Origin of the sequence: Colwellia sp. 1_MG-2023 (assembly GCF_030546755.1) — a bacterium.
In the GTDB taxonomy this organism is placed as follows: Bacteria; Pseudomonadota; Gammaproteobacteria; order Enterobacterales; family Alteromonadaceae; genus Thalassotalea_H.
Map to the genome: position 1 here is coordinate 101,752 of NZ_JAUOPE010000004.1, position 12,637 is coordinate 114,388.

Below are 12,637 nucleotides of genomic sequence, written 5' to 3' on the forward strand. Positions count from 1 at the left end.
ATAGGTGATATGCCGGTTAATAAAAAACCAAACCGTAAACAGCAAATATTAGAATGTTTAGCATTAATGTTGCAGTCTAGTCCTGGTCAACGGATAACCACGGCTAAATTAGCTGCTGAAGTGGGTGTTTCAGAAGCGGCGCTGTATCGTCACTTTCCATCCAAAGCAAGAATGTTTGAAGGCTTAATTGAATTTATTGAAGAATCAACGTTTTCTCGTATCAACTTAATTGTCTCTGATCACAAAGAAGCATTAGTACGTTGCCATCATATTTTACATGTTTTACTTGTGTTTGCTGAGCGTAACCCTGGCATGTGTCGTATTTTATCAGGTGATGCTTTAATGGGGGAAAATGAGCGATTAAGAACGCGAGTCAATCAGTTTTTTGAAAAATTAGAATCGCAATTTAAACAAATTTTACGCGAGCGTAAATTACGTGAAGGCAAAGGATTTGAAATAAATGAACTGGCATTAGCTAATATTCTAGTCGCTTTTGCTGAAGGGAAAATTAGTCAATATGTTCGCTCTGGATTTGATAAAAAGCCTAGTGATAATTTTAATGAACAATGGCAATTTTTAATGGCGAGTAAATAAGCTAGACAGCCACCTATCTCAATTTTTAATCAATAGTGAATGATTCAACATCTAATAAACGCTGAGTTTTCGGCGTTTATGCTTAAGCATAAATAATTAATACAATAAATAATACTCAAGGAAATATTGTGGGCACTTTATCGCATCTACAACCGCAAAAATTATGGCAAATGTTTGCAGGCATTTGTGCCATACCTCATCCATCGAAACATGAAGATAAAATTTCAGCCTGGATCCAAGCATGGTCAAATGAACAAGGATTAATTGTTAAAGAAGATGAGGTGGGTAATTTACTCATTAAAAAGCCAGCAACGTCAGGCATGGAAAATAGAAAAGGTGTTATTTTACAGGCGCATATGGATATGGTTCCTCAAAAAAATGCTGATAATAAACACAATTTCTTAACGGATCCTATTGAACCCATTTTATTTAATGACGCTGGAGAAGCATGGGTAAAAGCCAATGGTACAACGTTAGGGGCTGATAACGGTATTGGTTTAGCATCAGCTTTGGCAGTGTTAGCAAGTGACGATATTGCCCATGGGCCTTTAGAAGTGTTAGTAACGATTGATGAAGAAGCTGGTATGACGGGAGCATTTGGTCTGAAAGCAGGTTGGCTCGAAGGTGAGATATTAATTAATACTGACTCTGAACAAGAGGGTGAAGTTTATATGGGCTGTGCTGGTGGTATTGATGGCACCGCAACGTTTAATATTGATTTTGAAGAAGTGCCTGCCGATTATACGTCCTTTAATTTATCTATTTCAGGTTTAAAAGGCGGCCATTCTGGTGTCGATATTCATACGGGTAGAGCGAATGCCTGTAAATTATTAATACGTTTTTTACTAAATGCGAGTGATAAATTCGATATTCGATTAACCGAGCTTAATGGGGGCAGTTTACGAAATGCTATTCCTCGTGAAGCTGATGCAAGCTTTGTTGTGCCTTCTCATCAAATTGCCGCGTTAAAAAACGACCTCGCGAATTATTTAACGGTTGTTAAAGAAAACCTTAAAGTGGTTGAGACTAACATTGAAATGCTGCTGATATCGCCAGAAACGTTTGATGAATGCTGGGATCAAACCACGCAAAAACAAATTTTACGTGCATTAAATGCCTGCCCTAATGGTGTTTTACGTATGAGCGATGATATTGAAGGGATCGTTGAAACGTCATTAAACTTAGGGGTGATGCGAAGTAAAGGACCAAAGTTTGTTGCCATGACATTAATTAGAAGTTTACACGATGACGGTAGGTTAGAAGCGCAAACTATGGTTGAGTCTATTTTCAATTTAGCAGGCGCTTCAATTGGTTTTTCTGGCGCTTATCCAGGCTGGAAACCTGATACCAGTTCAGCTGTTATGCAAACAGTACGTGATACTTATCAATCTTTATTCGATAAATTACCTGAAATTATGGTGATTCATGCCGGCCTTGAATGTGGTTTATTTAAAACGGCTTATCCAAATTGGGATATGGTTTCGTTTGGCCCTACGATTAAATTTCCTCATTCGCCGGATGAAAAGGTTAATGTACAAACGGTTGAGCAGTATTGGCAACTACTTATCGCGGTGTTAAAAAATATTCCATCAAAGTAATCTTTTGATTGAAGCACAGAGAAAAAAGTTAAAAGTGTGGTCTTAGACTTTAGTCGTAGAAGCTTTTTGGGATGATCAATGTATACTGAATTCGCCCAAGTTTTAGGAAACTTACTATGATCCAGCCAGAAAAAATTATAATAGCTGATGATCACCCATTATTCAGACAAGCTTTACTCAATACGCTTAAAGCACAACTGACGCAAACAATATGGGTTGAAGCGCAAACAATTGCAGAATTAGAGCAACAACTTTCAGTGCACAGCGAAAGTGATATGTTGTTATTGGATTTAAATATTCCCGGCGCACATGGTTTTAATACCTTAATTCATGTTCGTAATCATTTTCCACAAATACCTGTGGTCATTGTTTCTGCACATGAAGATCAAGACACTATTGCGAAAGCGATTGAATTTGGCGCTTCAGGTTTTGTTCCTAAATCAACACCTGTAGATATTATTTTTAAAGCGATTCAGCAAGTGCTGATGGGCGAAATTTGGTTGCCAGAATCATTTCAAATGAATGCCAGTAATGAAGCGCATGCTGAAATAGCCGAGCGAGTTGCCAGTTTAACTCAGCAACAATATCGTATTTTAATGATGTTTGCTCAAGGGATGCTTAATAAACAAATAGCCTATGATTTAAATGTATCGGAAGCAACGATAAAAGCTCATGCAACGGCAATTTTCAGAAAGTTAAATGTTCGTAATCGTACGCAAGCGGTTATCGCGATAAGTCAGCTTGATATTCACGAGACTAACATTTCTGAATCATAATTAATTGGCAGAATATTTAGCTTCAAATGCATAATCAGCTGATCAATAAAACTTAGTCAGCTGATTTATAAATATTTGTCTTGCAGTTTTTTCGCTAATAATGCACTCATCATTGCTCTAAGTGAAGCCGGCTTTACTAGTTTTCTCATGTAGCCAACATCTGCTGCTTTAGTTTTTTCTTCAATATCACTGTCGGTAGTGGCAGTAATTAATATTGCAGGTATGTAATGGCTGGATTGTTCTCTGAGAATAGAAATTAAATTTAAGCCGTTATGATCATTATCAAGTTGATAATCCACTAATAAAATCTGAATATCATTACTATGCTGAGCAAAAACCGTTTGTGCTTGTTTAAACGAGTCTGCCGCTAAAACATTACATTGCCAGGTTGTTAATAATTCAACCATCCCACTGAGTACATCAGGATCATTATCAATACACATTACCGTAATATCGCTGAAACCAATTTTCACACTAGGTTTTTCTACCCGTGGATTTAAAATTGGCGGTACTTTTTTAAGGGAAACCGTAAACTTACATCCTTGTGATTCTTTAGATTTTAATCCTAAAGAATGTCCTAATAACTGAGTTAAGCTTTGAGTGATATTGAGTCCTAAACCTAATCCTCTGCCAGATTGAGATTGCGGCGTATCTAGCTGAGTAAATTGCTCAAAGACTAATGATTGTTTTTCTAATGGAATACCAGGGCCATTATCAAGCACTTGAATGATCACTATTTGTTTAATAATGCGGGCACCAAGTAACACTTTACCTGGGCTAGCATAGCGAAAAGCATTTCCAATTAAATTTTGCAGAACACGTCGTAATAAATTTCTATCTGAATAAACCCAAGCAGAAGTTTCAACAAGACGAAATTCTATTTCATGCTCAATTGCCGATGCAGAGAATTCTTCCGCAAGTTCTTTAAATAAGTCATTTAACGAGAAAGCCGTATAGTGTGGTTTTATATTGCCACTTTCTATGCGGGCGATTTCACCTAAATCGGCTAACAGATCATTCGCCACTTTTAACGAATGATCGATGTTTTTAACCTGTCTTTTTTGTACCTCATTGAGATTGTCTTGGCTGGTTAATGCTGAAGTAAATAAACGTGCGGCTTCTAACGGTTGCATTAAATCATGACTACAAGCTTTTAAATATAAGCTCTTTTTAATATGCGCTTGCTCCGCTTTTTCTTTGGCAATTTCCAGAGCATCGTTCGCTTGGGCTAATTTTTGCGTACGTTCTTGTATAATTACTTCTAAATCAACATTGGTATCTTTTAATACTTTTTCTGCTTGACGGTAGGCTGTGATGTCGGAAAACATCATCACAAAGCCACCATCAGGTAAAGGGTTTCCTTCAATTCGAATAACTTTACCATCGTCTTGTTGACGCTCCGAACTATGAGAACTACCACTTCTTAAGTAATGTAAGCGCCTACTAACTTGGCTTTCAATGTTGCCTAAACCACAGAGACCTCGAGAAGCGTTATAGCGAATCAGTTTTTCAATGGGTGCGCCTTTATAAATGTATTCATCAGGATATTGAAATATATCTATATATTTTTTATTCCACGCAACCAGATTTAGCTCTTTATCAACAATGGAAATACCTTCACTGGCGTTTTCTATTGCGCTTTGTAATAAATTCTCGCTGTATTGTTGTCGTTGATTTGAGGCATCTTCAACCAGTAATGCTAAATCATCTAAAGCAATATCTCTTCCATCAAGTGCTGAAGACAATACCAAGCGTGCAGATGAAGCGCCCATGACACTGGCTAAAGTGTTTTCTGTATGCTGAAGTAATGCTTGGTTATAGTTGGTGGTCCCTAGTTCTTTTTTAATATTTTTATGTTGAAATTTAGCGAAACTCTTTGCTGCTTTTGATAGACCGACAAAGCGAGAAACTAATAGTTCTAACTCTTTATAATCAATACGTCTATTTTTACCACTTCCGAGTAAATTTGGTGCTTGCCACTCTAAAAATAATGAGGCTTGAACACGCTCTTGTACTGTTTGACGGCTAATTTGAGATAAAGACCACATAACAAAAATATTAGCGGCTAAACTTAATAAGCTTGATAAGCTATTGGCAGGAATGAGGCCGTCATCAAATGGCTGTGCGTACAAACCAAATTGAGGGAGAAAGTTAAGCATTAGCCACATCATAAAACCGACTAATATTCCACCGTATACCCCCGTTAAACTTGCACGACGCCAATAAAATGCAGCAATAAGTGCCGGCGTTAATTGTGCAAACGCACCAAAGGCTATTTCGCCTAAAGAGCTGAGCGTATCTGGCGATGCCATTAAAAATACGCCGTAACCTAATAAAATAACAAATAAAACTAAAAATTTTCTGATTTTGAGTAAGCGATGTCGGAAGTTGTTGTATTCAATATGATTGGTGTTATTTGATCGAAATAAAAATGGGAAAACTATTTCATTACTTAGCATAGTACTTAACGCGATCGAAGAGATTATCACCATGGAACTGGCAGCTGAAATGGCGCCTAAAAATGCGATAAGTGTTAGCCAGGTTTGTTGTTGAGACCATGGTAAAAACAGCACGTAAGCATCAGCGGGTACGGAATCACCTAACACCATATCTCCAGCAATACCTAAAGGAGCGGCAAACAAAGCAAATACCAGTAAATACAATGGAAATACACGACGACTTAACCAGGTATCTTTTTCGTCTTTTAATTCAACTACCATCACTTGAAACTGTCGAGGTAAAGATAAAAATGCTGCCATTACAATGATAAGCATTGCAAACATTGACATTAAATTAGGGGTGTTAAAGTTTTGATAAAGTTGAATGTTTGCGCCGGATTTATGCCAAATATCACTAGGAGACTCAAACAAGTAAAAAGTAACAAAAATTCCTACCGCTAGAAAGGCGATAAGCTTTACTAAGCTTTCAAAAGCGATTGCTAAAACAACGCCGGGGTGACGTTCGGTTACGTCGATATTTCTAATACCAAAAACAATGGTAAAACCTGCTAAAACAAAACTAACGATTAAGCCAAAGCCCCAAGTGCTTACTGTGTTGTTTACTTGAAGTTGTTGAAATGAATAGACAATCGCCTTAAGTTGTAATGCGATATAGGGCATAGTACCTACTAACGCTACTAAGGTGATCAAAATGGCTAAATTATGTGATTTACCAAAACGTGCCGCGAGTAAATCAGCAATTGACGTTAAGTTGAGTTTTAAACTTGTGCGAATAATGCGTTGAATAAACGGCCAGGCAAAAATAAATAATAAGATTGGACCTAAGTAAATTGGAATATGAGAAAGAAAATTACTTGAAGCTTGTCCTGTTGTCCCTAGAAAACTCCACGATGTACAATAAACGCCAAGAGAAAGCGCATAAATAACACTTTGGCGTTTTTTAATTAATCGATGACGGTATTTATCTCCTAAATAAGCAATAAGGAACAAGAGACCAATGTAACTGATACTAATTAAGGTGAGTTGCCAATTTGGGAACATGAAAATAAAATTGCTGTTTATTGTGATTATAAGATATCAAGCTGAAACACAGATGAAAACTAATGTTATGAAAAGTTTGCGTTTTTCTCGGTTATTTTATTTAGATAATACTTTCTGAAATAGCTGGGGCTAGCTCATTAAACTCTTCAAAAATTTTTTCATCAATACCAAGTGATTTTTGCAGCGATTGATATTCATCTTCAGTAACCGATTTTTTGTTAAATAATAAGTAATTTTCACTTAAGCAATTTGCTTTAAATAACAAGTCACTTAATGGGTTGCGAGTACCTTCTCTTTGTTCTTTTAGTGCTTCTACGTATATGGATGGTAGTTGCCATTCTTTAGCGATAAAATAGGTAATATCCCGCGACATTTCTGTCATGAGTATTTTATATTCTCTTGTGCACGGAGTTAATGACGCAAAGGTTTTTTTCATGTCATGTGAAATACAATTAAAAACAATAATTCTGCCAAGGTCATGTATTAAACCAAGAAAATATGCATCAGCAGTGTTTTGTTTTTCATGAATAGCTAATAGTTCACATAAGGTGGCACATTGCACTGAGTGTACCCAAATAAGTCGGCCATAAAGTTGATAATATAAAGGGTTGCAAGGGATAACATCTGCCATGAGTAAAGTGCTGGCAATTTTCATGAGTCCGCTGATACCCAGCAATGAGGTAGCCTTACTTAAATAAATAATTTCTTTGTTTGTTCGATTATATTTTGCTGTGTTGGCAACTTTTAGCACTTCGGCAGCAAAAGCTGGGTCTTGTTCAATAATATCCACAAAAGTATCAAAGTCGGCGTGCGGATCTTTCAAGGTATCTAATAACTTGACTAACATTGCCGGTAAGGCAGGAATATGTTTGTTTAATTGCGCAGGGTTAGTTAAAACCTTAGTGATCTGGCTTAAGGTGTTTTGTTCGAGTGCACTCATAGCTCCGTTGGTATCAATACTGCCAAACATCACGTCGTAGAAGTCAGTATTTAATACTTCGGTTGCAAGTCCTTTTACATGTATATCTTGAGTCTTGAACATAAATCCTAAAATTATGAGTAAAATTTTTGTAAAACTTTCGTTAGTATAGCGTAAAAAAATAGATAAATATTTGAGGTAATTAAAAATTAATACTTACATTATATTTAATTCTTTATCCGCGAGAATCTATAGCAACGAATAAGTGAACAAGATTATAGATTAATAAAACAAAACTGTTGAATTTTTTAAGAAATATATTGTAAATAATCATGAAAATTCAACAGTTTTTTTAATCTTGGCTCAGTTTTCATAAACTAAGATTTATCTTGTTCACGAATCCAAGTTTCTTTCTTTAGGGTTATCACTTAGGTACTGTACAAATTCAATTTCAAAACCATCGGGATCAACAAAATATACATTTTTTCTAAACTGATCTATCGCACCTTCTTTACTAACGGCAAAACCGACTTCAGCTAAACGTTTGATTATCTGTTCGATGTTACTGGTGACAAAAGCAAAATGTGACAAGCCAATTTGATGACCAGTGAGGTTTCTGTTTTGATTTTCACCGCCATCATTAAAGGTAATGTATTGATAATCATCGCCAAAGTGTAACCATTCACGTGGTTTACCATACCAGACTTGTTTACCTTTGCTACGTACAGACCAATGAGGAAATGCAGCTTTGTAGAAAGTTAGTGTGGTAGGGATATCTTTTACGACTAAGTTCAAATGTTCTAAATAAATCATAATTTTTCCTTATTATTGTTTTAGAGACGTTATTTGTTTTGCATGGTTTGGTTAAAATATTGCAAGGAACTCGCTAAAAATTTTCTTAATGCGGTTTTATTTATGGTGGTTACATTGTTTTTATTCATTTTTATTGCCTTTTGTGATTAAAGTGATGACACTATAAAACCTCAAGTTAAGTTGGGGTAAAGTGTTTTTTGACAAATAATTTTATGAGCATTGATGATGAAAAATAACTTAGAAGAAGCAAAGCTTACGGTCGGTAAAGTAGCCAAGCGTTGTGGTGTGAAAGTTTCTACCTTGCACTTTTATGAAGAAAAAGGCTTAATTCGCAGTTGGCGAAATCAAGGCAATCAACGGCGTTACAAAGCTGAAGTGCTAAGACGTATTTCCGTGATTAAAGCGGCCCAAAAAATGGGAATAAGCTTACAAGAAATTAAAGAAGCGTTTGCAACATTACCGAATAATCGAACACCTGATACAAAAGACTGGGAAAAGTTAGCCAGTAATTGGCGAGAAAACTTAACGACAAGAATCCATTACTTAGAAAATTTAAGAGATTATCTAAGTGGGTGTATTGGTTGTGGGTGTTTATCACTAAATCATTGCCCGTTATATAATAAAGACGATGAACTCGCTGCTGAAGGTGTCGGACCTGTAATATTGGACAGAAAAGTCAAAAAAGTATAAAGTTCACGCGTAATTTCAAAGGATTAACTGTTTAAAGGACTAACTATGAAAATAATTTCTACCCTCGTTTTACTGCTACAAATTTTTACCTGTTCAGCTGGCGTCACCCAATGGATTGATTTCAATTTAGACAACGGTCATATCAAAATCCCTGTTAAAATAGCCGATATCGACACTTATGCGATTTTAGATACTGGCTCGCAGCTTAATGCAATTAATAAAGCATTTATTACTAAGCATAATTTATCGTTTGATGAAGGTAGCTTCATTCGCGTTAAAGGGGCTTTTGGTATTGAGAAAAGGCCGACACGTAGAAATATTCCTATTCAGTATTTTGGCTTAGAAACCGAGCTCGATAAAGTAACCGAATTAGCGTTAGGTCATCACAGTAATGGTTTATTACTTGGCGCCGGATTTTTTAGCAAGTTTGTCACTCAATTTGATTACCCGAATAAAAGAATGCGCATGATAGATAAAGACTCTATTAACGTACAAAAATTTAAAAATATTGTCGCACAAAGGCAAAAAGGAACGGGAATGCCTATCATTAAAGTAGGGTTTCCAAATGACAGACACATATGGTTGTTATTAGATACGGGTAATACAGGCGGCATGGTTGTAGATCGTAACGTAGCAATAAAAATGGGTTGGTTGGAACAAGCGGAAATACAAGAAGGTGTTACGAGTGGTGTTAATGAAGTCATTAATACTGAACATTTTACCATTCCTTCATTAAAATTTGGTCCATTTGAAATGGAAGATGTTTCAGTGACTATACCTGGTAAAGGTTCAAATTCTTATTTAGAAAGTCAATTTGAACAAATAGGGACACGAATAAAAGGCAGAAAAGTTGAAGGTGTCATTGGATATGATGTGCTGAAACATTTTTTAATCACGATTGATTATAAAGGTGGCGATGTTCATATAGGTTTACCAGAGGCCTGATTTTTTTAGCATTAGTTGTTATTAATTGCTGATAACAACTTATGTTTTATAGAGATACTTAATTTGTTGTTTGGGTGTAAAATTCTGCGAAATATTTCCCGCCTTTAATTTCAATAATTATTCTGAGTTTTGCACTATCGCCTTTGTTTTCGATTAAAGTACCTAAGGCGGTTTCTCGCTTCCAATAATAGGGACTATCTTTCATGCCTAATTGGTAAGGTGTTGCTTGATTGCTTTTGTCGACAGTAAATAACGTGGCGGTATCAAGTGGATATGTTGAGTTAACGGTAGTGATGCCCTTGTCGTCCATCACATTTATTTCAAATTCTCCAGACTTTAAAATGCACTTTTGATTTTTCACATCACAATGACCAAATGGTACTAATTCAACAATTTTTATTTTGCTTGCTTCATGCTCCATATACATGTCAGATAAAACATAGCCAAGTAAAATTAAGATTGGGGCGACAAAAATAGCAATTTTAGTGTGACGATTCATTCAATTTCCCATCGTGCTTATTATAATTAAAAAGTAATATTACTTTGTTTATTCTGTTCAATGGCTAACAGAATAGACAAAATAATATCTTGTTTTCTTGTTGGAAATAAAGGCTCCAGTTCATAAGAGCTGGAGCCTTAATATACTAGCTAACTGCTTTGGCATGTGTCATTTAATGATCATGTGCCGCTGCAATTTCACCGTGAGGTGTACGGAAGTTAGTCACTAAGTCTTGAATATGACTTGGTGCTGGGCCTGTAAGCTTGAGAACAATAAACGCAACAGCAAAGTTTACAAATGCGCCTACTGAACCGAAGGCATTTGGTGAAATACCCATAAACCAGTTAGGTTCCATATCACCTAAGAATGCCGTACCTGGAATAAACATAATACCTTTATGCTGGAATACATATAACATAGTGACGCCAAGTCCTGCGCACATACCTGAAATAGCGGCTTTACTACTCATTGTCTTAGAGAAAATACCCATCATTAACGCTGGGAAAATTGAAGAAGCCGCTAAACCAAAGGCTAACGCTACAGTACCCGCGGCAAAGCCAGGTGGATTTAAACCAAGATAACCGGCAACACAAACCGATAACGTCATCACGATACGACTGGCGAGTAATTCACTTTTCTCACTCATGTCAGGTATTAATACACCTTTCATTAAATCATGTGAAATTGCCGAAGAGATTGCGAGTAGCAAACCGGCTGCAGTTGATAATGCTGCTGCTAAACCACCTGCGGCAACTAAAGCAATCACCCAGTTTGGTAAGTTCGCAATGGCAGGGTTAGCAAGTACCATAATATCACGATCAACTTTCACCATTTCATTCGTAGTTGGATCAGCATTATATTGCACTTTACCGTCACCGTTTTTATCTTCAAAGGCTAAAAGTCCGGTTTTTTCCCATTCTTTAAACCATTGTGGACGTTCAGCATATTCTAAATTTTGCCCGGCAACAGGTTCAATGGTATTCATTAAATTGAAGCGTGCCATTGCGCCAACTGCAGGAGCAACGGTATAAAGTAAAGCAATGAAAACTAAAGCATAACCAGCAGATTGACGAGCGGCTTTTACCGAAGGTACCGTGAAAAATCGCATGATTACATGTGGTAAACCTGCCGTACCTATCATTAAGGATAAGGTATAAGCAAACATTTCAACATCACCTAAGGTTGACGTGGTATATTCTTTAAAGCCTAATTCCGAAACCACAGTGTCAAGTTTATCCAGTAAGTAAACACCACTACCATCAGCAAGTGTTGAACCTAAACCTAATTGTGGGATTGGGTTGCCCGTTAAATGTAATGAGATAAATACGGCTGGAATGGTATAAGCAGTGATCAGTACACAATATTGCGCAATTTGTGTGTAAGTAATACCTTTCATACCACCTAAGGTGGCATAAACAAATACAACCGCCATACCGATGTAGAGTCCCATATCATATTCAACTTCTAAGAAGCGTGAAAATGCAACACCAACACCTTTCATTTGACCGATAATATACGTTAATGAGGCAATGATTAAACAAACCACTGCAACAATACGCGCGGTTTTAGAATAAAAGCGATCGCCAATAAACTCAGGGACGGTAAACTTGCCATGTTTTCGCATATAAGGTGCTAAACATAATGCGAGTAATACATAGCCACCGGTCCAGCCCATTAAAAATACAGAGCCACCATAACCTAAGAAAGCAATTAAACCGGCCATAGAAATAAATGACGCAGCACTCATCCAGTCGGCACCAATTGCCATACCGTTTTGTAATGGTGTAATACCACCGCCGGCCGCGTAAAATTCACTGGTTGAACCCGCTCGAGCCCACCAAGCTATAAAGAAATAAAGTGAGAAGGTACCGCCAACTGCGATCCACGTATAGAGTCTTAACTCATCCATTACGCGTCCTCCACGTTATATTTTTTATCTAAGTCGTTCATTTTCTTACCGTACCAGAAAATTAAACCAACGAAGGTGTAAATAGAGCCTTGTTGTGCAAACCAGAAACCTAGTTTGTACCCACCTAGACGAATTTCATTTAATGGTTCTACTAACAGCAAACCGAACCCAAATGAAACCACGAACCAGATAGCAAGACAGATAAATATTAGGCGCAGATTTTCTTGCCAATATGACTGTTTGTCTTCCATTTTATTCTCCTAGCATTGAGCTTGTTAGCTCATTAATACGCGTTTTGTAATTATTTTACGCGTTCATTAACCTGTTATTTTATTTAGCAAAATTTATTATTGATTGCAGGTTTACCATACCATGTCAGTGATCTAGCAAAGCA

At 36.7% G+C, this 12,637-nt stretch carries 11 protein-coding genes; 5 read left to right on the plus strand and 6 right to left on the minus strand.

What is annotated here, in order from left to right:
* Positions 1 to 9 precede the first annotated feature (9 nt).
* The 3 genes from slmA to Q4493_RS05915 all read left to right on the plus strand — a co-directional run bounded on the left by slmA (position 10) and on the right by Q4493_RS05915 (position 2,968).
* Positions 10 to 594, plus strand: coding sequence for a nucleoid occlusion factor SlmA (slmA, locus tag Q4493_RS05905; protein ID WP_303450246.1), 585 nt, complete (start codon positions 10 to 12; stop codon positions 592 to 594).
* Positions 595 to 722: 128 nt separating this feature from the next.
* Positions 723 to 2,192, plus strand: coding sequence for an aminoacyl-histidine dipeptidase (locus Q4493_RS05910; protein ID WP_303450248.1), 1,470 nt, complete (start codon positions 723 to 725; stop codon positions 2,190 to 2,192).
* A gap of 116 nt (positions 2,193 to 2,308) precedes the next feature.
* On the plus strand, positions 2,309 to 2,968 hold the full coding sequence (locus Q4493_RS05915; protein WP_303450251.1) for a response regulator transcription factor: 660 nt from the start codon (positions 2,309 to 2,311) through the stop codon (positions 2,966 to 2,968).
* 65 nt (positions 2,969 to 3,033) lie between these two features.
* Here Q4493_RS05915 and Q4493_RS05920 read toward each other — a convergent pair whose 3' ends face one another.
* The 3 genes from Q4493_RS05920 to Q4493_RS05930 all read right to left on the minus strand — a co-directional run bounded on the left by Q4493_RS05920 (position 3,034) and on the right by Q4493_RS05930 (position 8,200).
* Positions 3,034 to 6,468 carry a PAS domain-containing hybrid sensor histidine kinase/response regulator gene (locus Q4493_RS05920; RefSeq protein ID WP_303450253.1) on the minus strand — a complete coding sequence of 1,145 codons (3,435 nt, stop codon included), beginning with the start codon at positions 6,466 to 6,468 and terminating at the stop codon, positions 3,034 to 3,036.
* Between the two features lie 100 nt (positions 6,469 to 6,568).
* Entirely contained in the window at positions 6,569 to 7,510 is a 942-nt protein-coding gene (locus tag Q4493_RS05925; protein WP_303450256.1) for an HDOD domain-containing protein, read from the minus strand.
* 270 nt (positions 7,511 to 7,780) lie between these two features.
* Positions 7,781 to 8,200: a VOC family protein gene (locus Q4493_RS05930; protein WP_303450257.1), complete on the minus strand. Its 420-nt coding sequence runs from the start codon at positions 8,198 to 8,200 to the stop codon at positions 7,781 to 7,783.
* A 225-nt stretch (positions 8,201 to 8,425) separates the two neighbouring features.
* Here Q4493_RS05930 and soxR point away from each other — a divergent pair, with 225 nt between their 5' ends.
* Both soxR and Q4493_RS05940 read left to right on the plus strand, forming a co-directional pair.
* On the plus strand, positions 8,426 to 8,890 hold the full coding sequence (gene soxR / locus Q4493_RS05935; RefSeq protein ID WP_303450766.1) for a redox-sensitive transcriptional activator SoxR: 465 nt from the start codon (positions 8,426 to 8,428) through the stop codon (positions 8,888 to 8,890).
* A 45-nt stretch (positions 8,891 to 8,935) separates the two neighbouring features.
* Positions 8,936 to 9,835, plus strand: coding sequence for a pepsin/retropepsin-like aspartic protease family protein (locus tag Q4493_RS05940; protein ID WP_303450260.1), 900 nt, complete (start codon positions 8,936 to 8,938; stop codon positions 9,833 to 9,835).
* 58 nt (positions 9,836 to 9,893) lie between these two features.
* Here the strand turns inward: Q4493_RS05940 and Q4493_RS05945 are convergent, their stop codons facing one another.
* The 3 genes from Q4493_RS05945 to Q4493_RS05955 form a co-directional block, all read right to left on the minus strand.
* Positions 9,894 to 10,334, minus strand: a complete 441-nt coding sequence (locus tag Q4493_RS05945; RefSeq protein WP_303450263.1) for a hypothetical protein — start codon at positions 10,332 to 10,334, stop codon at positions 9,894 to 9,896.
* Positions 10,335 to 10,506: 172 nt separating this feature from the next.
* On the minus strand, positions 10,507 to 12,243 hold the full coding sequence (locus Q4493_RS05950; RefSeq protein WP_303450265.1) for a sodium:solute symporter family protein: 1,737 nt from the start codon (positions 12,241 to 12,243) through the stop codon (positions 10,507 to 10,509).
* Positions 12,243 to 12,494, minus strand: coding sequence for a DUF4212 domain-containing protein (locus tag Q4493_RS05955; RefSeq protein ID WP_303450267.1), 252 nt, complete (start codon positions 12,492 to 12,494; stop codon positions 12,243 to 12,245). The genes Q4493_RS05950 and Q4493_RS05955 overlap by 1 nt, the downstream gene beginning before the upstream one ends.
* Positions 12,495 to 12,637 lie beyond the last annotated feature (143 nt).

Excerpts from the sequence above, each read along its gene's own strand:
- Q4493_RS05930 (WP_303450257.1), bottom strand. The coding sequence starts at position 8,200 with ATGATTTATTTAGAACATTTGAACTTAGTCGTAAAAGATATCCCTACC.
- Q4493_RS05915 (WP_303450251.1), top strand. The coding sequence starts at position 2,309 with ATGATCCAGCCAGAAAAAATTATAATAGCTGATGATCACCCATTATTC.
- soxR (WP_303450766.1), top strand. The coding sequence starts at position 8,426 with ATGAAAAATAACTTAGAAGAAGCAAAGCTTACGGTCGGTAAAGTAGCC.
- Q4493_RS05940 (WP_303450260.1), top strand. The coding sequence starts at position 8,936 with ATGAAAATAATTTCTACCCTCGTTTTACTGCTACAAATTTTTACCTGT.
- slmA (WP_303450246.1), top strand. The coding sequence starts at position 10 with ATGCCGGTTAATAAAAAACCAAACCGTAAACAGCAAATATTAGAATGT.
- Q4493_RS05955 (WP_303450267.1), bottom strand. The coding sequence starts at position 12,494 with ATGGAAGACAAACAGTCATATTGGCAAGAAAATCTGCGCCTAATATTT.
- Q4493_RS05945 (WP_303450263.1), bottom strand. The coding sequence starts at position 10,334 with ATGAATCGTCACACTAAAATTGCTATTTTTGTCGCCCCAATCTTAATT.
- Q4493_RS05920 (WP_303450253.1), bottom strand. The coding sequence starts at position 6,468 with ATGTTCCCAAATTGGCAACTCACCTTAATTAGTATCAGTTACATTGGT.
- Q4493_RS05925 (WP_303450256.1), bottom strand. The coding sequence starts at position 7,510 with ATGTTCAAGACTCAAGATATACATGTAAAAGGACTTGCAACCGAAGTA.
- Q4493_RS05950 (WP_303450265.1), bottom strand. The coding sequence starts at position 12,243 with ATGGATGAGTTAAGACTCTATACGTGGATCGCAGTTGGCGGTACCTTC.